Annotated in this window: 25 protein-coding genes and 1 pseudogene; 13 read left to right on the top strand and 13 right to left on the bottom strand. The window is 60.8% G+C overall.

Going from position 1 to position 25,580, the window contains the following annotated elements:
* Positions 1–2: 2 nt before the first annotated feature.
* On the top strand, positions 3–944 hold the full coding sequence (locus AOA60_RS07050; protein ID WP_099583815.1) for a fimbrial protein: 942 nt from the start codon (positions 3–5) through the stop codon (positions 942–944).
* Positions 945–962: 18 nt separating this feature from the next.
* The gene (locus AOA60_RS07055) at positions 963–1,490 is read left to right on the top strand and encodes a fimbrial protein (RefSeq protein ID WP_099583817.1); all 528 of its coding nucleotides are present in this window, start codon (positions 963–965) and stop codon (positions 1,488–1,490) included.
* A gap of 70 nt (positions 1,491–1,560) precedes the next feature.
* On the opposite strand, the gene AOA60_RS07060 is transcribed toward AOA60_RS07055, so the two are convergent.
* The 3 genes from AOA60_RS07060 to AOA60_RS07070 form a co-directional block, all read right to left on the bottom strand.
* Positions 1,561–2,496, bottom strand: coding sequence for a phasin family protein (locus AOA60_RS07060; RefSeq protein ID WP_099583818.1), 936 nt, complete (start codon positions 2,494–2,496; stop codon positions 1,561–1,563).
* Positions 2,497–2,508: 12 nt separating this feature from the next.
* Positions 2,509–2,931, bottom strand: a complete 423-nt coding sequence (locus tag AOA60_RS07065) for a phasin family protein (protein WP_099583819.1) — start codon at positions 2,929–2,931, stop codon at positions 2,509–2,511.
* A gap of 104 nt (positions 2,932–3,035) precedes the next feature.
* Complete coding sequence (locus AOA60_RS07070; protein WP_099583821.1) at positions 3,036–3,311, bottom strand: polyhydroxyalkanoic acid system family protein; 276 nt, start codon at positions 3,309–3,311, stop codon at positions 3,036–3,038.
* Between the two features lie 144 nt (positions 3,312–3,455).
* Between AOA60_RS07070 and ubiE the strand changes: the two genes are divergently transcribed.
* The 11 genes from ubiE to AOA60_RS07125 all read left to right on the top strand — a co-directional run bounded on the left by ubiE (position 3,456) and on the right by AOA60_RS07125 (position 13,544).
* Positions 3,456–4,226, top strand: a complete 771-nt coding sequence (gene ubiE / locus AOA60_RS07075; RefSeq protein ID WP_003171186.1) for a bifunctional demethylmenaquinone methyltransferase/2-methoxy-6-polyprenyl-1,4-benzoquinol methylase UbiE — start codon at positions 3,456–3,458, stop codon at positions 4,224–4,226.
* A complete protein-coding gene (locus tag AOA60_RS07080) occupies positions 4,226–4,849 on the top strand; it encodes an SCP2 domain-containing protein (protein ID WP_099583823.1) in 624 nt (207 codons plus the stop codon). The genes ubiE and AOA60_RS07080 overlap by 1 nt, the downstream gene beginning before the upstream one ends.
* The gene (ubiB, locus tag AOA60_RS07085; protein WP_099583824.1) at positions 4,846–6,450 is read left to right on the top strand and encodes a ubiquinone biosynthesis regulatory protein kinase UbiB; all 1,605 of its coding nucleotides are present in this window, start codon (positions 4,846–4,848) and stop codon (positions 6,448–6,450) included. The genes AOA60_RS07080 and ubiB overlap by 4 nt, the downstream gene beginning before the upstream one ends.
* A gap of 41 nt (positions 6,451–6,491) precedes the next feature.
* Complete coding sequence (gene hisI, locus AOA60_RS07090) at positions 6,492–6,884, top strand: phosphoribosyl-AMP cyclohydrolase (RefSeq protein ID WP_012721796.1); 393 nt, start codon at positions 6,492–6,494, stop codon at positions 6,882–6,884.
* A gap of 2 nt (positions 6,885–6,886) precedes the next feature.
* Complete coding sequence (locus AOA60_RS07095; RefSeq protein WP_003209299.1) at positions 6,887–7,219, top strand: phosphoribosyl-ATP diphosphatase; 333 nt, start codon at positions 6,887–6,889, stop codon at positions 7,217–7,219.
* Between the two features lie 26 nt (positions 7,220–7,245).
* Entirely contained in the window at positions 7,246–7,524 is a 279-nt protein-coding gene (locus tag AOA60_RS07100) for a twin-arginine translocase TatA/TatE family subunit (RefSeq protein WP_017738835.1), read from the top strand.
* A gap of 10 nt (positions 7,525–7,534) precedes the next feature.
* Positions 7,535–7,945 (top strand): Sec-independent protein translocase protein TatB, encoded by a 411-nt coding sequence (tatB, locus tag AOA60_RS07105; RefSeq protein ID WP_099583826.1) that lies wholly within the window; start codon positions 7,535–7,537, stop codon positions 7,943–7,945.
* On the top strand, positions 7,942–8,733 hold the full coding sequence (gene tatC, locus AOA60_RS07110; RefSeq protein ID WP_049710428.1) for a twin-arginine translocase subunit TatC: 792 nt from the start codon (positions 7,942–7,944) through the stop codon (positions 8,731–8,733). Before tatB ends, tatC begins: the two co-directional genes overlap by 4 nt.
* Positions 8,730–9,437 carry a 16S rRNA (uracil(1498)-N(3))-methyltransferase gene (locus AOA60_RS07115; RefSeq protein ID WP_099583827.1) on the top strand — a complete coding sequence of 236 codons (708 nt, stop codon included), beginning with the start codon at positions 8,730–8,732 and terminating at the stop codon, positions 9,435–9,437. Before tatC ends, AOA60_RS07115 begins: the two co-directional genes overlap by 4 nt.
* A gap of 129 nt (positions 9,438–9,566) precedes the next feature.
* Positions 9,567–11,483 (top strand): methyl-accepting chemotaxis protein, encoded by a 1,917-nt coding sequence (locus tag AOA60_RS07120; RefSeq protein ID WP_099583829.1) that lies wholly within the window; start codon positions 9,567–9,569, stop codon positions 11,481–11,483.
* Between the two features lie 153 nt (positions 11,484–11,636).
* Positions 11,637–13,544, top strand: coding sequence for a methyl-accepting chemotaxis protein (locus tag AOA60_RS07125; protein ID WP_099583830.1), 1,908 nt, complete (start codon positions 11,637–11,639; stop codon positions 13,542–13,544).
* 11 nt (positions 13,545–13,555) lie between these two features.
* Here the strand turns inward: AOA60_RS07125 and AOA60_RS07130 are convergent, their stop codons facing one another.
* From AOA60_RS07130 to hutI, 10 genes and pseudogenes are all read right to left on the bottom strand, one after another.
* Entirely contained in the window at positions 13,556–14,290 is a 735-nt protein-coding gene (locus AOA60_RS07130) for an amino acid ABC transporter ATP-binding protein (protein WP_057724449.1), read from the bottom strand.
* Positions 14,283–15,242 carry an amino acid ABC transporter permease gene (locus tag AOA60_RS07135; RefSeq protein WP_099583832.1) on the bottom strand — a complete coding sequence of 320 codons (960 nt, stop codon included), beginning with the start codon at positions 15,240–15,242 and terminating at the stop codon, positions 14,283–14,285. Before AOA60_RS07135 ends, AOA60_RS07130 begins: the two co-directional genes overlap by 8 nt.
* A gap of 146 nt (positions 15,243–15,388) precedes the next feature.
* Complete coding sequence (locus AOA60_RS07140) at positions 15,389–16,186, bottom strand: transporter substrate-binding domain-containing protein (RefSeq protein ID WP_034109369.1); 798 nt, start codon at positions 16,184–16,186, stop codon at positions 15,389–15,391.
* Between the two features lie 218 nt (positions 16,187–16,404).
* Positions 16,405–17,205: a transporter substrate-binding domain-containing protein gene (locus AOA60_RS07145; RefSeq protein WP_099583833.1), complete on the bottom strand. Its 801-nt coding sequence runs from the start codon at positions 17,203–17,205 to the stop codon at positions 16,405–16,407.
* 184 nt (positions 17,206–17,389) lie between these two features.
* Positions 17,390–19,962, bottom strand: a pseudogene (gene mdoH / locus AOA60_RS07150) (glucans biosynthesis glucosyltransferase MdoH); the annotation flags it as partial.
* A complete protein-coding gene (locus AOA60_RS07155) occupies positions 19,955–21,691 on the bottom strand; it encodes a glucan biosynthesis protein G (RefSeq protein WP_099583890.1) in 1,737 nt (578 codons plus the stop codon). The pseudogene mdoH and the gene AOA60_RS07155, both read right to left, overlap by 8 nt.
* Before the next feature lie 267 nt (positions 21,692–21,958).
* Positions 21,959–22,396: a D-aminoacyl-tRNA deacylase gene (dtd, locus tag AOA60_RS07160; RefSeq protein ID WP_099583836.1), complete on the bottom strand. Its 438-nt coding sequence runs from the start codon at positions 22,394–22,396 to the stop codon at positions 21,959–21,961.
* Positions 22,393–23,364, bottom strand: a complete 972-nt coding sequence (pip, locus tag AOA60_RS07165) for a prolyl aminopeptidase (RefSeq protein WP_099583838.1) — start codon at positions 23,362–23,364, stop codon at positions 22,393–22,395. Before pip ends, dtd begins: the two co-directional genes overlap by 4 nt.
* A 188-nt stretch (positions 23,365–23,552) precedes the next feature.
* Positions 23,553–24,353 carry an N-formylglutamate deformylase gene (hutG, locus tag AOA60_RS07170; protein WP_099583839.1) on the bottom strand — a complete coding sequence of 267 codons (801 nt, stop codon included), beginning with the start codon at positions 24,351–24,353 and terminating at the stop codon, positions 23,553–23,555.
* Between the two features lie 11 nt (positions 24,354–24,364).
* Complete coding sequence (hutI, locus tag AOA60_RS07175; RefSeq protein ID WP_099583841.1) at positions 24,365–25,570, bottom strand: imidazolonepropionase; 1,206 nt, start codon at positions 25,568–25,570, stop codon at positions 24,365–24,367.
* Between the last annotated feature and the right edge of the window lie 10 nt (positions 25,571–25,580).

Genomic DNA, 25,580 nt, shown 5'->3' on the forward strand with positions numbered 1-25,580 from the left:
CGATGAAACACTCCCTGCAATTTATCTCCACACTCCTGGCCCTCGTTCTGCCGATCGCCGCTCATGCAGACTGTGACCGGTATATGAACAGCACGCTCACCCTCAATCTGCCTGACACGATCACCGTCCCGGCCGATCTACCTATAGGCGGGGAAATCATCAGTCGCGCATTCAGCGGTACCGCACCTGCCTTTTTCGCGGTCTGCAGGGACGCGCACCTGAGGATTACCGGGCGATTCCTCAACATGCCTCCGGTCCCCCCGTTCCATCGCACCGAAGCGCCAGGTGTAGGTGCACGTCTGCGCATCACCAGTGCCGGGGGATTCACCAATTTCTTTGGAATGCACACTCAACCAGGCGCGCCCTCAAGTGGAACAGCCCCCAGCCTCACCGCCGCAGAATTGAAGCTCTACAAAATCGCACCTGTCGCCGATGGGGTGGTACCAGCCGGAGAAATCTGGTCAGCCAAAAGGGACGGACGCCCAGACGGCTTTACCCTGCGCCTGGGTAACTCTGTTCGTTTTGTCACCCCTGGCGCCACCTGTGACCTGGCGACCGGTGACGTCAACCGTACGATCTCGCTCGACCCGATCAAAGTCAGCGCCCTTCAAAACGCCACCTATACCGGCGAACGCCAATTCGAGCTCACCGCCCACTGCACCAACGCATCCAATGTCACCTTTCGCTTTTCAGGCACACCCGCGCCAGGGCATGAAGCGCTTTTTGCCAATACCGGCACTGCTCGCGGAGTAGATGTGTGGCTTTACTCCCGCATAGGTGGAGGGATCCAAAACATCGGCGCCAACGGCGATAACAACACGCGCACGGTGGTGGTTGATGGCAACCGCGCCGTCTTGCCGCTGGGCGCTGCTTATCACAAAAACGGCACAGTCACCCCGGGCACTCTTGTCAGTACCGCCACCGTCAACATTACCTATAACTGAAACTCCGAGACCCCTTTGATGAGCATTCGAACACTCACCCCGCTGCTGGCAATCACGGCGAGCCTGATAACCCATACTGCACAGGCCGAGACCACGGGCACCTTGACCTTTATCGGGCAAGTCAACGCCGGCACATGCAACCTGGCTGCCGGCGATGAGAACCGCAGCATCACGCTGCCGACGGTCAAGGTCTCTGACTTCGATGCAACCCCCAGTACGGGCGCGTTTGATTTCGAGGTCTCTGCCGACTGCGAGTCGGATATACGTAACGTGACGTTTCTGTTCGCAGGAAAAGCCTCCGCCGGCAACGCCGAGCTTTTTTCCAACACGGGGACCTCCAAGGGGACCGCCCTTCAACTGGTGCACCGCGTCTCCCCAGCTTTTGTCATTCCCGCCAACGGCACCCCCGCCCAGCGCAGCCGCAAGGTGGCAACGAGCAGCCACAAAGCGGTGATCCCCCTCACGGCGGCGTACCACAAAACCGGTGCGGCGATCACCCAAGGCACCCTGGCCAGCGCGGTGACCGTTTCGATCACCTACAACTGAACAGAGGCTGGAATCACGCGCAAAAAAAAGCCCGACCTTTGCAGGCCGGGCATTTTTTGTCCCGAAAGGATCAGGACTGACTGGATGGCGTCGGGGTTGCCGGCGTTGCAGTCGGGGCAGCAGCAGGCGCTGGCGCGGACACCGAGTTGGCTGTCGAAGCGGTTGGCGCTGGCGCTGCTGGTTTTTTCGCGACTGCTGGCTTCTTCGCGGCCGCTGGCTTCTTCGCAGCGGCTGGTTTTGCAGCAGGCTTGGCCACTGCCGGTTTGGCTGCAGCTGGTTTAGCGGCTGGCTTGGCGGCTGCGGTTTTAGCAGCTGGTTTGGCTGCCGGTTTGGCGGCTGCGGTTTTAGCAGCTGGTTTGGCTGCCGGTTTGGCGACGGCCTTCACTGCAGGTTTAGCCGCAGGCTTGGCAGCGGCTTTGGCAGCCACTGGTTTGGCTTTGGCGGCTGGCTTGGCAGCGGCCTTAGCCGGCGCCTTGGCCGCAGGTTTTGCAGCAGGCTTGGCGGCGGCTTTTACCAGAGGCTTGGCGGCAGTTTTAGCGGCGGGTTTGGCAGCAGCCGTTTTAGCGACTGGCTTGGCAGCCGGCTTAGCCGCAGCGGCTTTAGCCGGGGCGACTTTGGCACCGGTGAGTTTTTCGATTTGCTTGGTCAGGGTATCGACCTTGCTGTGCAGCGTTTTCAGCTCGGCCTTGCTCGGCACACCCAGTCGCGAAATGGCACTGTTCAGGCGCTTGTCGAAAGTCTCTTCCAACTTGCCCCAAGTGTCAGAAATACTCGACTTGGCAGAACCGGCAGTTGCCTTGGCCGCTTCAACTTTTTTACCAACCGTGGTTTTGGTCAACTTCTCGGCTTTCTCGCCGTCCTTGACCAAAGTCTCGAAGTACTTGCCGCCGTCACTGCTAACCTTCGAGTACACGCCTAAACCAGCAAGCCAGATCTTACGGGAATATTTTTCAACTTCCCCGACCCACGAGCTGCCTTCTTTCTGAGTAGTCTTTTTAACAGCCATCCCGATGTCTCCTTAGTGTTTACGCGCGACACGTTCGAGCAATGCCGTCAGCTCTTCGAGCTTAGCAGAGAGTGTCTCCACGTCATGTTTAGACGCAATGCCGATTCGATTCAAGGCACTGGCTACACGAGTATCAAAAGCTTTTTCAACTTTATCCAGCTGAACTTCTACCAGACCTTTGACGGCAGAGACATTACTCTTTACTTGGTCAATCTGACTGTTGGCGGCATCAAGTTGTTCAACTGCAACTTTTTTGCCTTTGCTTTCAACATGTTGACCGCTCTTTACGAGCTCTTTGAAGTACTCGCCACCCTCACTGCCGACCTTCGCATAAGCACCGAGACCGGCCAGCCAGATCTTGCGGGCGTAGGTTTTAACGTCAGTCAGGACACCGGTCTGAACGTCGATTTTTTTCTTCAGGATAACTTTGGCCATGGTGCACCTCACGCAGATCGGGGGAGAGGAACGGCCCACAGGAGTTGAGGGCCTGGGCACAAAGTAGGCTGGAAAATTAGAATCGGCACCCTAAGAACAATCGGTCAGGCCAGCGCCTTATCCAGGGCTTTCTCGATTTCAGACTTGATCGTGCCGCTCATGGCCGACATCAACAGCCCCAACTCCACATCGATACGCAGCGAATCATCCGCCACTAATACAGTGCCTTTAACCCCGGAACGCTTGAGGTTCAAGGTGTCGCCAGACCACGAAGGCTCCAGGCCATATTGTTCCTTGAGTTTGAGCGCCAACTTCTCGGCCTTTGCCCGTGCGCCTTCTTTACCCAGGGAATGTGCACGCTCAACGGTGATACGGGCCATTGCAATGACTCCTCTTTATAGGGATTTGCCTGCCTTCAATGCGGCAAAAGGTCTCGGTGGGCAGCTATCTTACCTGCAGCCTTGCCAAGACAAAGCAGGCCTTGGGGATTATCATGTCCCGCATTCTCTTTTGGTGACAGCGATATGACTGATCAGCGCAAAGGCAGCGATGCCGAACCCACCACTCACTTCGGCTTCAAGAACGTCCCGGAAAGCCAGAAAGCGGAAAAAGTCGCAGAGGTGTTTCACTCCGTCGCCGCCAAGTACGACCTGATGAACGACGTGCTCTCCGGCGGCATGCACCGCCTGTGGAAGCGTTTCACCATCGAGTTGTCGGGCGTACGCACCGGCAACCGCGTGCTGGACATCGCCGGCGGTACGGGCGACCTGGCGGCCAAGTTCTCCAAGCTCGTCGGCCCGACGGGTCAGGTGGTACTGGCGGACATCAACGGCTCGATGCTCAAGGTTGGCCGTGACCGCCTGCTCGACAAGGGCGTGGCCGGGAATATTGAATTCGTCCAGGCCGACGCTGAAAAGCTGCCGTTCCCCGACAACCATTTCGACTGCGTGACCATCGCCTTCGGCCTGCGCAACGTGACGCACAAGGAAGACGCGATCCGCTCTATGCTGCGCGTCCTCAAGCCGGGTGGACGCCTGTTGGTGCTGGAGTTCTCCAAGCCGACCAACGCGCTGATGTCCAAGGTCTACGACACCTATTCCTTCGCCTTCATGCCATTGATGGGCAAGCTGATCACCAATGATGCCGAGAGCTACCGCTACCTGGCCGAGTCGATCCGCATGCACCCCGACCAGGAAACCCTGAAGTCGATGATGGTAGAGGCCGGTTTCGACCGCGTGACCTACCACAACATGACCTCGGGCATCGTCGCCCTGCACCGCGGCATCAAGCCCTGATGCTGTTCGCAGGCCTGCTCGCCAGCGTCGAACACGGCCTCAACCGTGTGCTGCGCCTGGACAGTACCGCCCTGGCGCGGCTCGCGCATTTGAATGGCAAGGTGATTGCCGTCGATTGCACCAGCCCCGCCTTGCAGCTGTTTATCCTGCCCAGCGACGAAGGCCTGCTGCTCGCCAGCCAATGGGCCGCCGACGCCGACTGCACCCTGCGTGCGCCGGCATCGAGCCTGTTGCACCTGGCCTTGAGCCGCAACAAGACCGCCATCCTGCACAGCCCTGAAGTGGCGTTGGAAGGTGACAGCGCGGTGCTGATGGACCTGGCCGCCGTGCTGCAAGACCTGGAGCTGGACTGGGAATACGAGCTGTCACGCTGGATCGGCCCCGTGGCCACCCAACTGATCAGCGGGCACCTGCGCAGCCGCACGCGCTGGTACCAGCAAGGGTTCGCCAGCCTCAACCAGAACCTTGCCGAATACCTGAGCGAAGAATCGCGCACCCTGGTCGGAGAACGGGAAGCGCAAGCGCGCTTTCGCGAACTCGACAAGGCCAAAATCGACCTGGAACGCCTTGAGGCCCGCTTCGAGCGCCTGAGCCGTTCCCTTGATCCAAGCGATAACGCATGAAGCTGCTCGCCGTCCGCCGTTTGTTTCGTATCCAGCGCGTCGTAATCCGCTACCGCCTTGATGACCTGCTGTTCGCCCTGCCACTCCCGTGGTTCCTGCTGGCGGTGCGCTATGTGCTGCCGTGGCGCTGGTTCCCGCGCAAGCAACTGGAGCTGAGCCGGGGTGCGCGTCTGCGTCTGGCGCTACAGGACCTGGGGCCGATCTTTATCAAGTTCGGGCAGATCCTCTCGACGCGCCGCGACCTGCTGCCCGAAGACATCGCCGACGAACTGATGCTGTTGCAGGACCGCGTGCCGCCGTTCGACTCCAAGCAATCGATGGCGTTGATCGAAGAACAGCTGGGCAAGAAGATCAGCGACGTCTTTACCCGCTTCGACGTCGAGCCGCTGGCCTCAGCCTCCGTGGCACAAGTCCACGCCGCGCAGCTCAAGACCGGCGAAGAAGTGGTCGTGAAGGTAATTCGCCCCGGTCTCAAGCCGATCATCGGCCAGGACCTGGCATGGCTGTTCATCCTCGCCCGCGCCGCCGAACGTTTCTCTGCCGATGCGCGCCTGCTGCACCCGGTGGACGTGGTCGCCGACTACGAAAAAACCATCTACGACGAACTCGACCTGCTACGCGAAGCCGCCAACGCCAGCCAGCTCAAACGTAACTTCGAAGGCTCGCCGCTGCTGTACGTGCCGCAGGTGTATTGGGACTGGTGCCGCCCCAAGGTGCTGGTGATGGAGCGCATCTACGGCGTGCAGGTCACCGACCTCGCGACCCTGGCCGACCAGCGTACCGACATGAAGATGCTCGCCGAACGCGGCGTGGAGATCTTCTTCACCCAGGTGTTCCGCGACAGCTTCTTCCACGCCGACATGCACCCGGGCAACATCTTTGTCAGCACCGTCAACCCGTGGAGCCCGCAGTATATTGCGATCGACTGCGGCATCGTCGGCAGCCTGACGCCGGAAGACCAGGACTACCTGGCGCGCAACCTGTTCGCCTTCTTCAAGCGTGACTACCGCCGAGTGGCGCAGTTGCACATTGATTCAGGTTGGGTTCCGGCGGAAACCAAACTCAACGAGTTCGAAGCCGCTATCCGCACCGTATGCGAACCGATCTTTGAAAAACCGTTGAAGGACATCTCCTTTGGCCAGGTGCTGATGCGCCTGTTCCAGACGGCGCGGCGCTTCAATATGGAAGTGCAGCCGCAGTTGGTCCTGCTGCAAAAAACCTTGCTCAACATCGAAGGCCTGGGCCGTCAGTTGTACCCGGACCTCGACCTGTGGAACACCGCCCAGCCGTTCCTGGAACGCTGGATGCGCGAGCGCATGAGCCCGAAAACCGTGCTGGGCAACCTCCACAGCCAGATGGAGCAACTGCCGCACCTGGCCAACATGACCCGCGACCTGCTGGAACGCATGTCCCAGCCCCACGCCAAGGACCCGGAACCACCATGGCGCAAGCGCAAGGACGACTGGTTCCTGCGCCTGCTCGGCGCGGCGCACCTGGTGGGCGGGGTGATGCTGGCGATTGGCGGGCCGTTGAATCAATTGGGCCATTGGCCAGCGGGGATCATGGTCGCCGTGGGTGTTTATCTGATCGTGCGTCGATAGCCAATCCGGTTATACACTGTCGCAAATTGCCGGAGCCGAACATGAAAGACTGGCTGGACGAGATCAAGTGGGACAGTGACGGCCTGGTGCCGGCCATTGCCCAGGACTACAAGACCGGGCGCGTGCTGATGATGGCCTGGATGAACCGCGAGGCCCTGAGCCTCACCGCCACTGAGCAGCGCGCCATTTACTGGTCACGTTCGCGTGGCAAACTGTGGCGCAAGGGCGAAGAGTCCGGGCACGTGCAGACCCTGCACGAGATGCGCATCGACTGTGACGCCGACGTGGTGATCCTCAAGGTCGAGCAGATTGGCGATATCGCCTGCCACACCGGCCGTCACAGCTGCTTCTACCGCGTATTCGAGAACGGCGAATGGAAGGTTGTAGAGCCGGTGCTCAAAGACCCGCACGCCATTTACTCCGCAGGACACTGATCATGAGCGATACCCTGAACCGCGTGGCCCAGGTGCTGGAAGACCGCAAAGGTGCGGACGCCGACAGCTCCTACGTCGCCAGCCTGTACCACAAGGGCCTGAACAAGATTCTGGAAAAGCTCGGCGAAGAGTCCGTCGAGACGATCATCGCCGCCAAGGACGCACAAATCAGCGGCGACTGCAGCGATGTCATCTATGAGACCGCTGACTTGTGGTTCCATAGCCTGGTCATGCTCGCCCAACTGGGGCAGCATCCACAGGCCGTACTGGATGAACTGGACCGTCGCTTCGGCTTGTCCGGGCATGCCGAAAAGGCCTCGCGCCCGTCCGCTTGAATAACTAAGACTAGAGGATTTGCAGCATGGGCATTTTTGACTGGAAACACTGGATCGTCATTCTGGTGGTCGTGGTACTGGTGTTCGGCACCAAGAAACTCAAGAACCTGGGCACCGACGTGGGCGAGTCGATCAAGGGCTTTCGCAAAGCCATGAACGACGACGAAAAGCCTGCCGACCCAGCCGCCAATCCGGTGCCGCCGGCCCAGCCGGTGCATCCGCAGGCCGCCCAGCCGATCACCGAGCGTCGCACCTTCGACGTGCAGGCTGAGAAAGTCGAAGAGCCGACCCGCAAAGACTCGTGAGCACTGACTAATGTTTGGTATCAGCTTCTCTGAACTGCTGCTCGTCGGCCTCGTGGCCCTGTTGGTACTGGGGCCGGAACGCCTACCCGGTGCCGCGCGCACGGCCGGCCTGTGGATCGGGCGCCTGAAACGCAGTTTCAACGCGATCAAACAGGAAGTTGAACGGGAAATCGGCGCCGACGAGATCCGCCGGCAACTGCACAACGAGCACATTCTGTCGCTGGAGCAGGAAGCCCGGAAGATTCTGTCCCCCGTCCAGGAACCCGCCAGACCGGTGGAACCCGTGGCCGAGCACAGCATCGCGCCCGCCGTTGAGCCTGCGCCCGCTGCCCCGATTCCGACCGCGCCAACCGAGCCTGCGCCGACGCCTGCCGCGTCGCCCGCGCCCCATGACCCTACATTGCCGCCGCGAGCCCCATGAGCGCTGATAAACCGGAAAACGACCAGCACATGCCGCTGGTCTCGCACCTCACCGAGCTGCGTACCCGCCTGCTGCGTTGCGTAGCGGCCATCTTCATCATCTTTGCCGGGTTGTTCGCCTTTACCCAGCAGATCTACACCTTCGTCTCCACGCCCTTGCGCCAGTACCTGCCGGCCGGCGCGACGATGATCGCCACCGACGTGTCATCGCCGTTCCTCACGCCGCTGAAACTGACGATGATGGTCTCGCTGTTCCTGGCGATCCCGGTGATCCTGCATCAGATCTGGGGCTTTATTGCGCCGGGCCTGTACAAGCACGAAAAACGCATCGCCGTGCCGCTGCTGGTGTCGAGCATCCTGTTGTTCTACACCGGCATGGCGTTCGCCTACTTCCTGGTGTTCCCGTTGATCTTCAAGTTCTTCGCCGCTGCCACTCCGGCCGGCGTGGAGATGATGACCGACATCACCAGCTACCTCGACTTCGTGATGACGCTGTTCTTCGCCTTTGGCGTGGCCTTCGAAATCCCGGTGGCGGTGGTGTTGCTGGTGTGGATCGGCGTGGTCAACGTGGCCTATCTGAAGAAGATCCGCCCGTACGTGATCATCGGCTGCTTCGTGGTCGGCATGATCCTGACGCCGCCGGACATCTTCTCCCAGACCCTGCTGGCCGTGCCGATGTGGATGCTGTTCGAGATCGGCATCCTGTTCAGCGGTTTGATCAGCAAGCGTGGCGAACACCCGGATGACCAACCCGCCGACGACGACCAGCCGCCAGCGACCCAGCCGTGAACCTGCTGCTGCTTGAAGAGGCCGACTTTATCGCGGCCGACCGGGTGATCCTGCGTGATCGACGCCTGGTGCATATGCAGGAAGTCCACCGCGCCGCCGTAGGCGACAGCCTGCGCGTGGGGCGCATCGGCGGGTTGATGGGCGCCGCGCAATTGCTGCGCCTGGAAGCCAGTGAAGCCGAACTGCAAGTGAGCTTCGACCAACCGCCGCCGACCAAGCTGCCCCTGACCCTGCTGCTGGCCCTGCCGCGCCCGAAAATGCTGCGCCGGGTGCTGCAAACCGTGGCCGCCATGGGTGTGCCGAAGGTGGTGCTGGTCAACAGCTACCGGGTGGAAAAGAGCTTCTGGCAAACCCCGTTCCTGGAGCCCGAAGCGATTCGCGAGCAACTGATCCTCGGCCTGGAACAGGCGCGGGACACGGTGTTGCCCGAGATCATCATCGAAAAACGCTTCAAGCCGTTCGTCGAAGACCGCCTGCCGGCCCTGACCGAAGGCACCCTGGGCCTGATTGGCCATCCCGGTGATTATCCAGCGTGCCCCCGCGGGCTGGATGAGCCGGTGACCCTCGCCATCGGCCCCGAAGGCGGTTGGATTCCCTACGAAGTCGACCTGCTGGCCAAGGCCGGCTTGCAGCCGGTGCAACTCGGCGCCCGGATCCTGCGGGTCGAAACCGCCGTGACGGCCCTCCTCGCCCGCCTGTTCTAAACACACCACACATCCAATGTGGGAGAGGGCTTGCCCCCCTCCCACATTGGTCTGCATCGCTACAGAATCCCGGAACCGTGCCGATAACTCCTGAATAAGTCCAAGCCTTGTTCCACGGGAGTTCGCAGCATGTATCGTTGGTTAGCCGAAAAGCTGGGGAATGTCAGCGTCAAAACCAAACTGGGCGTAGGCTTCGGCCTGGTATTACTGCTCACAGTGATGATCACCCTCACCGGCTGGAAAGGCCTGGGCGATGTGATCAGTCGCGGTGACAAGCTGGGCTTTATCTCCAGCCTCAATGGGTTGACCAAGGACTTGCGTCTCGCACGCCTGGACTATGACATGCGTCGTGGCGAACAAGGCCCGGGCGCGGTCAGCGAGTTACTGAACAAGCTCGACAGCGGCCTCAAGACCGCCCGCACGCTGATTGAACAACCCGCCGACACGGCCCTGGTCGATGAACAGTTGGCCGCTGTGGACCAGTACAAGCGCGCTTTCAGCGACATGGTGCAGGCTGGCGCCAACCGCGAAAACGCCCGCAGCAAGCTGGGCGATACCGCCGACAATGCGGTCGTCAAAATCAACGAGATCGAAAAGTCGTTGCTGCAAGGCGACAGCGTCAGCCTGTTCAACAGCGTGGTGGACGTGAGCAAGCTGATCCAGCAGGCGCGCTTCCAGGTGCGCGGCTACACCTACAGCGGCAAGGTCGAAGCCGAGCAGCCGGCACTGGATGCCATCGACAACGCCCTGAAAAAAATCGCCAGCCTCAACGGCCAACTGCCCGAGCAATATTCGACCAATCTGCAACAGGCCAGCGTTTCGCTGCAAGCCTACCGCGCCGCTGTCAGCCAGTACCGTGACTCGCAGGTGGCCAACGCAGCTGCCCTCAAGATCATGACCGCACAAGGCGATCTACTGCTGGGTCACAGCGACAAGCTGACCATTTCCCAAACGGTGGTGCGCGATACCGACGCCGCACAAGCCAAGTACCTTCTGCTGCTGGCTACCGTGCTGGCGTTGATCTTTGGCCTGGTGGCTGCCTGGGCGATCACCCGCCAGATCATCATCCCGTTGGACCAGACCCTCCAGGTCGCCGAGCGCGTTGCCTCCGGCGACCTGAGCCATAACCTGACCTCGTTGCGCCAGGACGAACTCGGCCAGTTGCAACGGGCCATGCAGAGCATGACCGTAGGCCTGCGCGAGTTGATCGGCGGCATCAGCGAAGGCGTGACCCAGATCGCCAGCGCTGCCGAGCAACTGTCGGCCGTCACCGAACAGACCAGCGCCGGGGTCAACAGCCAGAAAGTCGAGACCGACCAGGTGGCCACCGCGATGAACGAGATGGCCGCCACCGTGCAGGAAGTCGCACGCAATGCCGAAGAAGCCTCCGAAGCCGCCGCAGCAGCTGACCAGCAGGCCCGCGAAGGCGACAAGGTGGTCGGTGAAGCCATCGCCCAGATCGAGCGCCTGGCCACTGAGGTTGGCAACTCCACGGTCGCCATGGGCGACCTGAAACGCGAAAGCGACAAGATCGGCAGCGTGCTCGACGTGATCAAGTCCGTGGCCCAGCAAACCAACCTGCTGGCGCTCAACGCGGCGATTGAAGCCGCCCGCGCCGGTGAAGCCGGACGTGGCTTCGCCGTGGTGGCCGATGAAGTGCGCAGCCTGGCCCAGCGCACCCAGAAGTCCACCGAAGAGATCGAAGAGCTGATTGCCGGCCTGCAGAGCGGCACGCAACAGGTCGCGACCATCATGGACAACAGCCGCAACCTCACCGACAGCAGCGTCGAACTGACCCGCCGCGCCGGCAGCGCGCTGGAGAACATCACCCGTACCGTCTCGACCATCCAGGCGATGAACTCCCAGATCGCCACCGCCGCCGAACAGCAAAGCGCCGTGGCGGAAGAAATCAACCGCAGTGTGCTGAACGTGCGCGACGTCTCGGAGCAGACGGCTGCAGCCAGTGAAGAAACCGCCGCGTCAAGCACCGAACTGGCGCGCCTGGGCACCCACCTGCAAGCACTGGTCGGTCGCTTCCGCGTCTGACCCACCTCCCCGCGCGGCGACCTGCCCTGGGTCGCCGCCTGCAATCTGTGAAATTTCCTACACGTTTTTCAGGCCCACCCGACCTTCAAAGTCACTAGCGTTCAAGTGAGTTCATCGAACTACACCCGTTAGCTCGCTTGTCGGAGGTCAATCATGTTTGGTCGAATGACTCACCTGCTGGGTAACGCCAGTGTCACCCTCAAACTGGTCCTGGGTTTCGCCCTGGTACTGGCCCTGAGCCTTGTCATTGCCGTGACCGGCTGGCAAGCATTGGCAGCGTCCCTTTACCGCTCACAAACCTTGACCGTGCTGGCGCAACTGGCGGTGGCTGGCGAAGAACTGCGCGCCGACAGAATCCTCTACCGCACTCTGGACGAGGGCAACAGCCTCAGTCGATTGAGCGCCAGCATGGAGAAAGTCGACGGGACCCTGACGGAGCTGTCCAACCGACTCAAGGTGCCAAAGTCCCTTCAATACTTGCAGGAGATGACGCGGATTTCCGCCACCTTCAAATCCACCCTCAAGGGCGTGCCTGCGCTGGTGGAAAAACGCGAAAATGCCCGCGGACAACTGACACAGAGCACCACTCGTGCTGGCGATGTCCTGGCACAGCTGACCAGCGACTTGCCTGATCAGGACGACGAAAAAGCCCTGGAGGCCGTCGAAAACCTGCGCCAGGCCATGGAGCAGGCCGAAGACCGTGCCAAGAGTCCAGCCTGGGCGTCCAGCTCACTGGACGCGTATGACCAAGCCGTGGTTGACGCTGAGCGAGGCCTTGAACTCGCCCAAGCTGACGTGGCGAAGCTGTCGGTCGACAGCGGGGCGCTCAAAAATGCCGTACTGAGTGTGCGCACCCACCTAACCCGGCTCAAGGACATCCAACTCACGACCGAACGTGCACATAACCAGTTGGAGCAGCAGTTGGATCAGTTGCTCACACAAAGTGACCTCTTGAGCCAGGACCAGACCCAACGACGCGACCGCGAAGCCGAACAAGCGCGCATTCAGACCTTGGGCATCGCCGCGGCTGCCCTGCTCTTGGGCGCCTTGGCCGCCTGGGTGATCGCCGGGCAAATCGTGCACCCGCTGCGCAAGGCGCTGTCGCTGGCCAATCGCATTGCCGAGGGCGATCTGAGCCACGATGTGCAGACACAGCGTCGCGACGAGCTAGGCCAGCTACAACGCAGCATGAGCCAAATGACGCTGAACCTGCGTGGGCTGATCGGCAACATCAGCGACAACGCGCGGCAAATCGCCAGCGCCGCCGAGGAACTCTCTACCGTCACCGAACAGACCCGCGCCGGAGTGAATAACCAGCGCGATGAAACCGAGCAGGTGGCGACGGCCATGAACCAGATGCTGGCCACCGCCCAGGAAGTCGCGCGCCACGCAGAGCAAGCGTCGATCGCCGCCAGCCAGGCCACTCAACAGGCGGAACTGGGCGATCAGGTGGTGATGGATGCCGTGGCGCAAATTGAACACCTGGCCCACGAGATGGCCCGTTCCAGCGAAGCCATGCTGGGCCTGCAACGCGAAAGCCAGAAGATCGGCAGCGTGCTGGATGTGATCAAGTCGGTGTCGCAGCAGACCAACCTGTTGGCGCTCAACGCCGCGATAGAAGCGGCACGGGCCGGTGAAGCCGGCCAAGGCTTCGCGGTGGTCGCCGATGAGGTGCGCAGCCTCGCCCAGCGGACCCAGCAGTCGGCTGAGGAAATCGAAGAGTTGATTGGTGGCTTGCACAGCGGCACGCAACAGGCTGCCGACATCATGGACTACAGCCGAACGCTCACTGACAACAGCGTCGGCCTGACCCGCAACGCCGGGGACGCCCTGACGGAGATCGCCAGAACCGTGGCGCTCATCCAGGAAATGAACCCGCAGATTGCCGCAGCGGCCGAGGAGCAAAGCCTGGTCGCCGAAGAGATCAATCGCAGCGTATTGAAAGTGCGCGACGTCTCGGAACAAACCGCTGCCGCCAGTGAGCAAACGGCGGCAGCGAGTATCGAGTTGGCGCGACTGGGAACGGATCTGCAGCAGTGTGTAGGAAGGTTCAAGGTCTGAACGGCGTGTGCCTACAGCACCTGACGCAGGAACGCCTGGGCACGTGGGTCTTTTGGCGCATCAAAGAACTCGGCCGGCGCTGCATCTTCCAGCAACTTGCCATGATCGAAGAACAGCACGCGGTCCGCTACCTCGCGGGCAAAGCCCATCTCGTGGGTGACGCAGACCATGGTCATGCCTTCCAGGGCCAGGGTCTTCATCACGTCCAGCACTTCGCCGACCATTTCCGGGTCCAGGGCCGAGGTGGGCTCGTCGAACAGCATCACCTTGGGTTCCATCGCCAACGCCCGGGCAATCGCCACGCGCTGTTGCTGGCCGCCGGAAAGCCGGGATGGGAATTCGTTGGCCTTTTGCGCAATGCCGACCTTTTCCAGCAGGGCCAGGGCCTTGGCTTCACGCTCCTGCTTGCCGCGCTTGCGCACGACTTTTTGCGCCAGGCACAGGTTTTCCAAGACCGTCATGTGGGGGAACAGATTGAAGTGCTGGAACACCATGCCGACTTCACGGCGATAGGCGTTCACGTCGGTTTTCGGGTCGGCCAACTGCAGGCCGTCGATGCTCACCGAACCCGAGTCGAACTCCTCCAGGCCATTGAGGCAGCGCAGGAAGGTGGACTTGCCAGAGCCGGACGGGCCGATCACCACCAGCACTTCGCCCTTGGCCACCTGGGTGGTCACGTGGTCCACCGCGCGTACCACATGGCCACGGGTGTCGAAGACTTTTACCAGATCGCGGACTTCAATCACTTTGGGCGAGCCTCCGCTCAAGCCGGCTGGCCATTTTCGACAGCGGCAGGTTGATCAGCAGGTACAGGCCTGCGACGCAGAACAGGATTTCAAACGGCGAGAACGAGGTAGTGATTACCTCACGACCGCTCTTGAGCAGTTCGGTAATGGCGATCACCGAGACCAGCGAGGTGTCTTTCACCAAGCTGATGAACTGCCCTGCCAGGGGCGGCAGTACGCGCTTGAAGGCTTGCGGCAGCACCACATGGCGCATCGACTGGCCGGCACTCAGGCCGAGCGAGCGTGCGGCTTCGTTCTGGCCACGGGTGATGGACTGCACACCCGCACGAACGATTTCCGCCACATAGGCGCCGGTGAACAAAGAGAGCGCGGCGATCCCGGCAAATTCACGGGACAGGTTAAGCACCGTGCCGATAAAGAAATAGAAAATGAAGATCTGCACCAACAATGGGGTGCCGCGTACCAGTTCGACGTAGATCGTCGACAGATCGCGCAAGGTCGGGTTGTTCGAAAGTCGGCACAAACCGGTAGCAAGGCCAATCGCCAAACCGAGAATCCCGGAGACAACAGACAGCCACAGCGTGGTCCACAAACCCCACATCAGCGGGCCCAGGGCCCAATGACGATTCACACCAATAACATCACCTTCGGCGACATCGTCGCCGCGTGACACTTGCAGACTGTTGTCGGCGACCGTCACTTTCTGCTCGGCGCCTGCGTCGTTGCGCAGGGTCACTTCGGCCACGTCACCTTTGCGGACCAGGTCAATGACGGTGGAGATATCCGCTGCCCGCTGGGCTTCTTCGGCCTGGTACGCGAAGTATTGCGGCACGCGGTTCCAGCGCCATTCGTAGGACATCAGCGAAGTGGCGTAGTACAAAGCGCCGGCCAGACCGACCAGCACGACCACGGTCAGCAGGTGCCACGGCCATTGGGCTTTTTTCTGTTTCATTTCAGGTTCCGGGTTATGTGTCGCCTGGCAGGCCGTCATCGGGGGCAAGCCCCCTCCCACATTTTGACCGCATTCTCATGTTGGAACTCGGTCACATGTGGGAGCGGGCTTGCTCGCGAAGGGCGCGACTCGGTACTTCGCCGAACTTATTCCATGTCCTTGAGCCACTCGGAGCTCTTGAACCACTTGTCATGGATGCGATCGTAGGTGCCGTCGTTCCTGATCTGGTGCAGGAAGTTGTTGATGAAGTTGATGCTATCGTAATCGCCTTTCTTCAGGCCAAACGCCAAGGGTTCGAAGGTGAAGGGTTCGTCCAGGAACACCAGCTTGCCGTTGCCGACTTTCTTCTCGGCAACCACGTTGTACGGTGCGTCATACACAAAGGCATCGGCCTTGCCGTTGACCACGTCCAGCACGCCTTCCTGCTCATTGTCGTAGCCGTGGTACTTGGCTTTGGAAATCAGCTTCTTGGCGACCATCTCACCGGTAGTGCCCAGCTTGGAGGTCAGGCGGTATTTTTCGTCGTTCAGGTCTTTGTAGGACTTGATGGTGCCTTCCAATTCCTTGCGGATCAGCAGGGTCTGGCCGACCACGATGAAGGGTTCGCTGAAGTTCAGGCGCAGGTTGCGCTCCTGGGTCAGGGTCATCCCGCTGCCGATCATGTCGAACTTGCCGGTGAGGAAGGCCGGGATAATGCCGTCATAGCCAGTGGAAACCAGCTCCAGCTTGACGCCCATGGACTTGGCCATGGCCTTGAGGATGTCGACTTCGAAGCCGATGATTTCACCGCGCTTGTCCGTCATTTCGAACGGCATGTAAGTCGGGTCCATGCCGACTTTCAGCGTGCCGCGCTTGACCGCATCATCAATGGCACCGGCCTGGGCCGCATTGGCAGCGACCAGCGCCGTGACGCCAAGCAGCAGCATCGATAGATACTTTTTCATCATCAAGTCCCCAAAACGATTCTTATAAGGTCGGCGCGCAAAACGGCTGCACCATTTCGGGGTGCGATCCTACCCCACTCGTTGCCTGTCACAAAGGTTTCACCAGTAATTGTTATCGGCGTATGTCGGATAAGCCCTACAGGCAGCAGTGAAGCGCTGGGATAGACAGGTGCGTGGGCCGTTTCACCAACGGATTGATGTGTAAGAAGGTATGACTTTCAGTCGATGTCCTCCACCCAGGCCGTGTCTTTGAACCACCGGTCATGCAGACGATCGTACGTCCCGTCCTGAGCAACCTGATTGAGGAAATGGTTGATCCAGTTGAGGCTGTCGAAGTCGCCTTTTCTCACACCAAACGCCAGGGGTTCAAAGGTAAACGGCTGCTCCAGGGACAGCAGCGCGCTGTTCTCGGGCCGGCTCAATGCGATCAGGTTGTAGGGCGCATCATGGATAAAGGCATCGGCCACGCCCTCTACCACCTGGCGTACGCCTTCTTCCGGCGTCGCAAAGCTGCTCAGCCGAGCGGCCCCCAGAAACCTCCGCGCTGCAGCCTCGCCGGTGGTGCCTTCGGTGGTAGCGATCCTGTAGCTGGCATCGTCCAGGTCCTCAACGCTGGTGACCTTGCCTGCCAAGCTCGGGTGCAGCAGCACGGTCTGGCCCACCACGATGAAGGAGTCGCTGAAATTCAGCGTCAGATTGCGCTGCTGGGTGACCGTCATGCCACTGCCTATCAAGTCGAATTTTTTCGCCTTCAACCCCGGCAACAGCGCGGTATAGGGCACTGAGACCAACTCAAGCTCCACCCCCAGCGCCTGGCTCATGACCTTGAGCAAGTCGATTTCAAAACCGACGATGCGCCCCTGTTTATCGGTCATTTCAAAGGGGATGTAGGTGGGCGTGGTGCCGACTTTCAGCACGCCACGCCGGACTGCGTCGTCAATTGCGCCCGCGTGTAACTGGCTGATGTGAATCAATGCGGCAGCGCCTATCAGCAATGCCGAACAATACCTTTTGAGCATGAATCCCCCGTGGCCGAGACATATTTGGGGGGCGATCCTAACCCAGTCGCGGGCACGCAAAAACGCCTCGAACGAGGGTCTTTTGTTTCGAAATAACAAGGGGTTAGAAAGACAAAGAAGATACGAAAAACGCTGTAGGACCAGCGTTTGAAACACCCCCGAGGTGTGCCCTCGGGGGTGTCTGAATCAGGCCGGTTGGGCCTGGGACGACAGCGGTTGCAACGGTAGCAACGGCGCGTGCGGGTCGGCCTTGATCGAGTCACGCCAAGCGGCGAGCCACTCGGCATGCCCTTCGCTCCAGACCTGCTCGTGCAGGCGGGCCAAGGCCACCGGGTCACTGAGCAAGGCCAGGCGCTCGCCGTTGTTGAGGCCGGCAGGGCCGACTTTCAACGCATGACGAACACGTTCGGTACGCAGGTACTCGATCGGCTCGGCCTCACGGTGACGCGAGGTCGCCAAGGCACAGGCCAGGGCGTTCTGCTGCGGGTCGACCACCGACCGCACAAACCCGTCATTGAGGGCGTGCCAGCGGTTTTCGTGGGTGTACTTCTCCGTCGACAGCAGCGCTTGCGGCGGGTTGTACTCCTCAGGGATCAGGAACAGGCTCTCGTCGCGGGACTTGAGGCCCAGCTTGACCCGGCTGGAGATCACCGACACCGGGATCGACAGCATCAGCGAACCCACGATCGGCACCAGCCACCACAGGAAGCTCGGGTTCAACCACACCACCAGTAGCGCCCACAGGAAGCCCAGCACAGTTTGCGGACCGTGGCGCTTGACCGCTTCGCTCCATGGCGTGGAGTCGTCGTCACGCTGCGGCGAGTTCCAGGTCGCAGCCCAGCCGAGGAACGCGGCAAGGACGAAACGGGTGTGGAAGATCATCCGCACCGGCGCCAGCAGCATGGAGAACAGCATCTCCAGCAGCATCGACAGGGTCACCTTGAACTTGCCGCCGAACTCTTTCGCGCCCTTGGCCCAGATCAGGATGATGCTCAGCAACTTGGGCAGGAACAGCAGCACGATGGTGGTGGAGAACAGCGCCACCGCCTTGTCCGGATGCCATTGCGGCCACAGTGGGTACAACTGGCGCGGAGCCATGAAGTACTGCGGCTCCATCAGTGTATTCACCGCCAGCAAGGCCGTGGACAGCACCAGGAACAGGAACCACAACGGCGCCGACAGGTACGACATCACCCCCGTCAGGAACACCGCGCGGTGCACCGGGTGCATGCCCTTGACCAGGAACAGGCGGAAGTTCATCAGGTTACCGTGGCACCAGCGACGGTCACGCTTGAGTTCATCCAGCAGGTTCGGCGGCAGTTCTTCGTAGCTGCCCGGCAGGTCATAGGCAATCCACACGCCCCAGCCGGCACGGCGCATCAGCGCGGCTTCAACGAAGTCGTGGGACAGGATCGAACCGGCGAACGCACCTTTACCCGGCAACGGCGCCAGGGCGCAGTGCTCGATGAACGGCTTCATGCGGATGATCGCGTTGTGGCCCCAGTAGTGGGATTCACCCAACTGCCAGAAGTGCAGGCCGGCGGTGAACAGCGGGCCGTACACGCGGGTTGCGAACTGCTGCATGCGCGCATACAGGGTGTCCATGCCCGACGCACGCGGCGCGGTCTGGATAATCCCGGCATCCGGCGTCGCTTCCATCAGGCGCACCAGGCTGGTCAGGCATTCGCCGCTCATCACGGAGTCCGCGTCGAGCACGACCATGTACTTATAGTCACCGCCCCAGCGACGGCAGAAGTCGTCGAGGTTGCCGCTCTTGCGCTTTACGCGGCGGCGACGGCGGCGATAGAAGATCTTGCCGAAGCCACTGGCTTCGCGGCACACGTCGAGCCAGGCTTGCTGTTCGGCGATGCAGATGTCGGCGTCATTACTGTCGCTGAGCACGAAGAAGTCGAAGCGGTCCAGGTCACCGGTAGCGGCCACCGATTCGAACGTCGCACGTAAACCGGCGAATACACGCGGCACGTCTTCGTTGCAGATCGGCATTACCAGCGCGGTACGGGCGTCTTTCGGAATCGGCTCATCACCGGCACTTTTACCGGAGATCCGGTATTTATCGTGACCGGTAAGCAGCTCCAGGAAGCCCATCAACGCCGTCCAGAAACCGGCCGACACCCAGCAGAACAAGATCCCGAACATGATCAGGATGCTGGTTTGCAGAGCGTAAGGCAGTACTTGGGTGGCGGTTTGCAGCAGGGTCTGGTTGCGGATTTCGTCGAAGTCGACCAGCGACCAGCCTTGGTACGGCATGATGCCTTTCATGTACCAGCCGGCAACGATGGTCTGGCCGAGCATCAGCACCAGCAGGATGTAGCGACGGATCGAACCCACGGTACGCCAGCGTGCAGCCGGCAATACGCGTTCATCCTTCGGCGGCGCCGGCGGGTTGCTGCGGCCAGTAATACGGCGCCAGCCGCGCACCAGGATATTGGTACGCCACGGCTCCGGCACCACGCGGGTGCGGCGGATCGGCGGCGTGGCCTTGAGGCACACGCGACCGCTGGCGTCGAGCGCCAGCATTTCGGCGTCTTGCAGCTCTTCGGCGGTGCTCAGGGTCAAGCGGCGGCCAACCGACGCCTGGGCGGCATCGACGGGCGCGTCAAAGGTTGCGGACGACAAACGCTCGTGCAACTCGGTGAAGGATGTGCAGCCCGCCAGTTCGGCGCGCTGCTCAGCGGTCATCGGGAGATGCGCCAGATACTCGGACAGAGTCTCTGGCGTGACTTGAGAATTACTCATCGGCAGGCAACTGATAGCTCAAGGTTTCGGTCAGGACTTGCTCGGTCTTGATCGGCTCCGGCGTGGCTGGGGCAGCTTCTGGCTGCTTGGCTTCCTTGTCCTTGGCGTCTTTCTTGGCCTGTTTCTCGTGTTGCTTGGCCAGGACCTTGTCAGCCTTGAGCACTTGGCTCGACACCTTCTCGGGCTCAGCCTGCGGGATGTCCTGGACCAGGGCCGCACGCATTTCGGTCGGTTTGCCCGCGTCCTTGATCTTCATGCGCAGGGTCAGGCGCCAGCCTTTGGTGTGTTCGTTGTAACGCACGCTGTTTTCTACCAGTTCAGCGTTGTCACCCACGCTCACCTGGCTGCGCACCGGGGCGTCCGGCAGCAGTTTCTTCAGGGACGGACCTTCGAAGTCCACCAGATAGGCAACGCTGCCATCGGGCTGACGGATCAGGTTGGATTGCTTCACGTCACCCGTGGAACGCAGGGTCTGCTTGACCCAGGCGCTGTCCGGCGAGTGGAACGCGGCGTCGTCCAGGGTCCAGTGCAGGCGGTAGGCGACTTCCAGCGGCTCGCCGACTTTCGGCAATTCAGCCGGGCTCCAGAAGGCAACAATGTTGTCGTTGGTTTCATCGGCGGTCGGGATCTCGACCAGATCGACGGAACCCTTGCCCCAGTCACCTTCAGGCTCGATCCAGGCGCTTGGGCGCTTGTCGTAGTTGTCGTCCAGGTCTTCGTAATGGCTGAAGTTGCGACCGCGTTGCAGCAGACCGAAACCACGCGGGTTCTCTACGGTGAAGTTGCTGACCGACAGGTGTTTAGGGTTGTTCAGTGGGCGCCAGATCCACTCGCCGTTGCCGGCATGGATCGACAGACCGCTGGAGTCGTGCAGTTCGCGACGGTAGTTGAGCACCTTGGACGGCTGGTTCGCGCCAAACAGGAACATGCTGGTCAGCGGGGCAACGCCCAGTTTGCTGACCTTGTCGCGCAGGAACATCTGGGATTTCACGTCGACTACAGTGTCGGTGCCCGGACGCAGGATCAGGCGATAGGCGCCGGTCGCACGTGGGGAATCGAGCAGGGCAAAGATCACCAGGTGCTTGTCACCCGGTTTTGGACGCTCGATCCAGAACTCGGTGAAACGCGGGAACTCTTCACCAGACGGCAGCGCGGTGTCGATCGCCATGCCACGGGCAGACAGGCCATACACCTGGTCCTTGCCGACGACACGGAAATAGCTCGCGCCGAGCATGGTCATGATTTCGTCTTGCTTGTCGCTCTTGTTGATCGGGAACAAGACACGGAAACCGGCATAACCCAGTTGTTCGGTGGCTTTAGGATCAAATTTCACATCGCCGAAATCGAAACGCGACGGGTCGTATTTGATTTCCTGGACGCTGTCAGCCGTGACTTCGTTGATTTTCACCGGTGTATCGAAGTGCATACCCTGGTGATAGAAGGACAGCTTGAACGGGGTGTTCTGATCGGCCCACTCGGCTTTTTCATTGCGGAAACGAATCTTCTGGTAGTCCGCGAATTTCATCTCGCGGAATTCGTTCGGCAGATTGCTGCGCGGAGCTTCGTATTTCTGCCCGGCCAGCTCTTTTGCCTTGGCCGACACATCATCCAGACTGAATGCCCACAGTTGACCCGCGCCGAACAGGCAAAACAGGGCAGAGCCCGTTACCAGTGCGTTTCGTAACCGTTTGGCAGACAATTTTGGTGCATTACAGGGACTAACAATCACGAGCAACCCTCGCCGAAAACAGATCAAAAAACCAACGGCCAGCTATCTATATGCCAGGTTGGCGAGCATTGTTCCGACTCCCCTGGGTCAAAATGATTCCCCAATGGATGTCGGACAAGTCTCTACCTAAGTCAAAAATGGACCAAACAACGCTGATCCCCGTAGCGCGCGATTATCTAGTAGCCCGCGACACAACGCATCAGGGGCAGCGAAGTATTTGTAGCGAAATCCTGCGTTTTTAGGCATTAAGCGTCGTTTTTAATACATTCACACCTGTAACAAAAATGTCACAGGGCCATCATTGACTAAATGCACCTGCATGTCGGCGCCAAAACGCCCCGACGCCACCTTGTCATGCAATTGTTGCGCTTGTAACAGCAAGTGATCAAAAAGCGCCGCTCCCAGGGCCGGCGGGGCCGCTGTGGAGAAGCTTGGCCGCAGCCCGCTCTTGGTATCCGCCGCCAACGTAAACTGCGACACCAGCAGCAAACCGCCGCCGATATCCTTGAGAGACAGGTTCATCTTGCCTTCGTCGTCGCTGAATACCCGGTAGTTGAGCAATTTGTGCAGCAACTTATCGGCGCTCTCCGGCGTATCTGAAGGCTCAACGGCCACCAGCACCAGCAAGCCCTGGTCGATGGCGCCGACAACCTCGCCCTCCACCTCGACACGGGCGCCACGCACCCGTTGCAACAAGCCCTTCATGCTTCTTCTGGCGGCAGATCAAGCAGGCGCCGTGCCATCTCGCCGGTCGCGCGGACCAACGCATCGGTAATGCCGGGCTCGGACGCCGCATGACCCGCTTCGCGAATCACCTGCAATTCACTGTTGGGCCAAGCCTGATGCAACTCCCACGCGTTATCCAACGTGCAGATCATATCGTAGCGGCCATGGATGATTACGCCAGGCAGATGGGCGATCTTGTGCATGTCGCGAATCAGTTGGTTGGGTTCCAGGAAGGAATTGTTGGTGAAGTAGTGGCACTCGATCCGGGCGATGGACAAGGCGCGCTGCGGTTCGGAAAAACGCTCCACATGCTGCGGGCTTGGGCACAGGCCCAGCATGCGCCCTTCCCAGCCGGACCAGGCTTTGGCCGCGTGCATCTGGGCGATCTGGTCGTTGCCGGTCAGGCGCTTGTGGTAGGCGGCGATCATGTCGTGACGCTCGTCCGCGGGGATCGGCGCAAGGTAGTCCTGCCAGTAGTCCGGGAACAAGCGGCTGGCGCCAGCCTGGTAGAACCATTCGATGTCCTGCGGACGCGCCAGGAAAATGCCGCGCACGATCAGGCCATGCACGCGCTCAGGGTGGGTTTGCGCGTAGGCCAGGGCCAACGTGGAGCCCCAGGAGCCGCCAAACAGCACCCATTTTTCTATACCCAGGTGCTCGCGGATACGCTCAAGGTCGGCGACCAGATCCCAGGTCGTATTGTTTTCCAGGCTGGCGCGGGGCGTGGAGCGCCCGCAACCGCGCTGGTCGAAGGTGACGATGTGGTAGAGATTGGGATCGAAATAGCAGCGACTCTGGGCGTCGCAACCGGAACCAGGGCCACCGTGAATGAAGACGACAGGCAGGCCTTCGGGGGAGCCACTTTCATCGACATACAGGGTGTGGGTGTCATCGACTGCCAGATCGTGCCGGGCGTAGGGTTTGATCTGCGGGTACCAAGTCTGCATTGCGCGCTCCGTAGGGGGTCGGGTTCATCCCTGGGGGGACGTCTTTTATTGTGCCGTCTGGCACTATAAACCCGAATTGTGCAATGAGCATGTCCTTGAGCGCTTAGACCTGTGTCAGCCCTTCGCCACGTACACAAAACCTGTAGGAACGGGCTTGCTCCCACATTGGTTTTGTGGAGTGTCCAGGTTCAGCTGTAGCGCTTTTGCCCCCAGTTCAGCAGACCTTCCAGCAGTTGCCTCAACACCACCCGCGTCGGCTCGGCCAGATCCGCGCGATACCTAAACGGCTCGACCTCTTCCATATAAGTGCTCTGGCATAACTCCAACTGCACCGCATGGATATCCTGCGCCGGGTCGCCGTAATGCCGGGTGATATGCCCGCCCTTGAAACGCCCGTTCAACACATGGCTGTACTGCGGATACTGCGTGCAGATGGCTTCCAGTTGGCTGGCCAGTTTCGGGTCACAGGCGGCGCCGTTGAAGGTGCCGAGGTTGAAGTCCGGCAGTTTGCCGTCGAACAGGTGCGGGATTACCGAGCGGATCGAGTGCGCATCGAACAGCAACGCGTAGCCGAACTCGGCCTTGAGCCGTGCCAGTTCCTCTTGCAGCGCCCGGTGATACGGGCCCCAGATTTTTTGCAGGTAGCTGGCGCGCTCTGCCTCGCTCGGCTCCAGGCCTTCACGGAACAACGGCACACCCTCGAACAGCGTGGCAGGGTACAGGCCGGTGGTGGCGCCGGCGTACAGGGGTTTGTCGTCGGACGGCCGGTTGAGGTCGATGACAAAGCGTGAGTACTGCGCCGAGAGCGTGCTGGCGCCCAGTTCCTCGGCAAAGTCGTACAGCGCGGGGATATGCCAGTCGGTGTCCGGCAAGCTTTTTGCCTCGTCGATCAACCCGGCTTCCACCGCAGGCGTCAGGCGCAGGCCGGCGTGGGGCATGCTGATCAGCAGCGGCGTGCGGCCTTGTTTGAAGTTCAGAACCTTATCCACAGCAGTGCTCCTTATACGGTGACGTCGACGCCATGGCGCACGACGCGTTTATCCAGGTCGCCGCCCAGCCAGTAGGCCAGGTCGGCGGGTCGATCGATCTGCCACGCCACAAAATCCGCCACCTTGCCCACTTCCAGCGAGCCATGGGTTTCGCCCATGCCCAGCGCAGTGGCCGCATGTTGGGTGGCGCCAGCCAGGGCTTCTTCGGGGGTCATGCGGAACAGGGTGCAGGCCATGTTCAGCATCAGGCGCACCGAGAGTGCCGGCGAGGTGCCGGGGTTGAGGTCGCTGGCGATGGCGATTTTCACGCCGTGTTTGCGCAGGACATCCATCGGCGGCAGTTGGGTTTCGCGCAGGAAGTAGAACGCCCCCGGCAGCAGCACGGCGACAGTGCCCGACGCAGCCATGGCGATGGCATCTGCTTCGGTCATGAACTCCAGATGGTCCGCCGACAACGCGTGATAACGCGCCGCCAGACTGGAGCCATGCAGCGACGACAGCTGCTCGGCATGCAGCTTTACTGGAAGGCCGAGTTGCTGGGCGACCTTGAACACCCGCTCCACCTGCTCGGTGGAAAACGCCAGGTATTCGCAAAAAGCATCCACGGCGTCTACCAGCCCTTCGTCTGCCAGCTTCGGTAGCATCTCGCTGCAGATATGCTCGATGTAATCGTCGGCGCGGTCCTTGTACTCCGGCGGCAGGGCATGGGCCGCCAGGCAGGTGGCGCGCACGCTGACCGGCAGTTCGTCGCCGAGGCGCCGGGCCACGCGCAGCATCTTGCGTTCGTTGGCCAGGTCCAGGCCGTAACCGGACTTGATCTCCACCGTGGTCACGCCGTCGCGCAGCAGGCTGCGCAGGCGTTTTTCAGCACTGGCAAACAGTTCATCTTCTGTCGCAGCGCGGGTGGCGCGCACGGTGCTGGCGATACCACCGCCCTTGGCCGCAATCTCGGCATAGCTCACGCCCTCAAGGCGCTGCTCGAATTCGCCACTGCGATTGCCACCAAACACCGTGTGGGTGTGGCAGTCGATCAGCCCGGGGGTGACCCACGCGCCTTGCAGGTCATGCACCTGGGCGTAGTCCGCCGTCGGCACTTGGCTGCGCGGGCCGATCCACTCGATGAGTGAGCCGGCAGTGACCAAGGCAGCATCCTTGATGATCGAGTAGTGACCACCAGCCATGGTTGCAACGTGGCAGTGTTGCCAAAGGGTTTTCATCAACGCCTCC

This window comes from Pseudomonas sp. 2822-17 (assembly GCF_002742485.1).
In the GTDB taxonomy this organism is placed as follows: domain Bacteria; phylum Pseudomonadota; class Gammaproteobacteria; order Pseudomonadales; family Pseudomonadaceae; genus Aquipseudomonas; species Aquipseudomonas cyclaminis.

Excerpts from the sequence above, each read along its gene's own strand:
- AOA60_RS07050 (WP_099583815.1), top strand. The coding sequence starts at position 3 with ATGAAACACTCCCTGCAATTTATCTCCACACTCCTGGCCCTCGTTCTG.
- AOA60_RS07055 (WP_099583817.1), top strand. The coding sequence starts at position 963 with ATGAGCATTCGAACACTCACCCCGCTGCTGGCAATCACGGCGAGCCTG.
- AOA60_RS07060 (WP_099583818.1), bottom strand. The coding sequence starts at position 2,496 with ATGGCTGTTAAAAAGACTACTCAGAAAGAAGGCAGCTCGTGGGTCGGG.
- AOA60_RS07065 (WP_099583819.1), bottom strand. The coding sequence starts at position 2,931 with ATGGCCAAAGTTATCCTGAAGAAAAAAATCGACGTTCAGACCGGTGTC.
- AOA60_RS07070 (WP_099583821.1), bottom strand. The coding sequence starts at position 3,311 with ATGGCCCGTATCACCGTTGAGCGTGCACATTCCCTGGGTAAAGAAGGC.
- ubiE (WP_003171186.1), top strand. The coding sequence starts at position 3,456 with ATGACTGATCAGCGCAAAGGCAGCGATGCCGAACCCACCACTCACTTC.
- AOA60_RS07080 (WP_099583823.1), top strand. The coding sequence starts at position 4,226 with ATGCTGTTCGCAGGCCTGCTCGCCAGCGTCGAACACGGCCTCAACCGT.
- ubiB (WP_099583824.1), top strand. The coding sequence starts at position 4,846 with ATGAAGCTGCTCGCCGTCCGCCGTTTGTTTCGTATCCAGCGCGTCGTA.
- hisI (WP_012721796.1), top strand. The coding sequence starts at position 6,492 with ATGAAAGACTGGCTGGACGAGATCAAGTGGGACAGTGACGGCCTGGTG.
- AOA60_RS07095 (WP_003209299.1), top strand. The coding sequence starts at position 6,887 with ATGAGCGATACCCTGAACCGCGTGGCCCAGGTGCTGGAAGACCGCAAA.
- AOA60_RS07100 (WP_017738835.1), top strand. The coding sequence starts at position 7,246 with ATGGGCATTTTTGACTGGAAACACTGGATCGTCATTCTGGTGGTCGTG.
- tatB (WP_099583826.1), top strand. The coding sequence starts at position 7,535 with ATGTTTGGTATCAGCTTCTCTGAACTGCTGCTCGTCGGCCTCGTGGCC.
- tatC (WP_049710428.1), top strand. The coding sequence starts at position 7,942 with ATGAGCGCTGATAAACCGGAAAACGACCAGCACATGCCGCTGGTCTCG.
- AOA60_RS07120 (WP_099583829.1), top strand. The coding sequence starts at position 9,567 with ATGTATCGTTGGTTAGCCGAAAAGCTGGGGAATGTCAGCGTCAAAACC.
- AOA60_RS07125 (WP_099583830.1), top strand. The coding sequence starts at position 11,637 with ATGTTTGGTCGAATGACTCACCTGCTGGGTAACGCCAGTGTCACCCTC.
- AOA60_RS07135 (WP_099583832.1), bottom strand. The coding sequence starts at position 15,242 with ATGAAACAGAAAAAAGCCCAATGGCCGTGGCACCTGCTGACCGTGGTC.
- AOA60_RS07140 (WP_034109369.1), bottom strand. The coding sequence starts at position 16,186 with ATGAAAAAGTATCTATCGATGCTGCTGCTTGGCGTCACGGCGCTGGTC.
- AOA60_RS07145 (WP_099583833.1), bottom strand. The coding sequence starts at position 17,205 with ATGCTCAAAAGGTATTGTTCGGCATTGCTGATAGGCGCTGCCGCATTG.
- dtd (WP_099583836.1), bottom strand. The coding sequence starts at position 22,396 with ATGAAGGGCTTGTTGCAACGGGTGCGTGGCGCCCGTGTCGAGGTGGAG.
- pip (WP_099583838.1), bottom strand. The coding sequence starts at position 23,364 with ATGCAGACTTGGTACCCGCAGATCAAACCCTACGCCCGGCACGATCTG.
- hutI (WP_099583841.1), bottom strand. The coding sequence starts at position 25,570 with ATGAAAACCCTTTGGCAACACTGCCACGTTGCAACCATGGCTGGTGGT.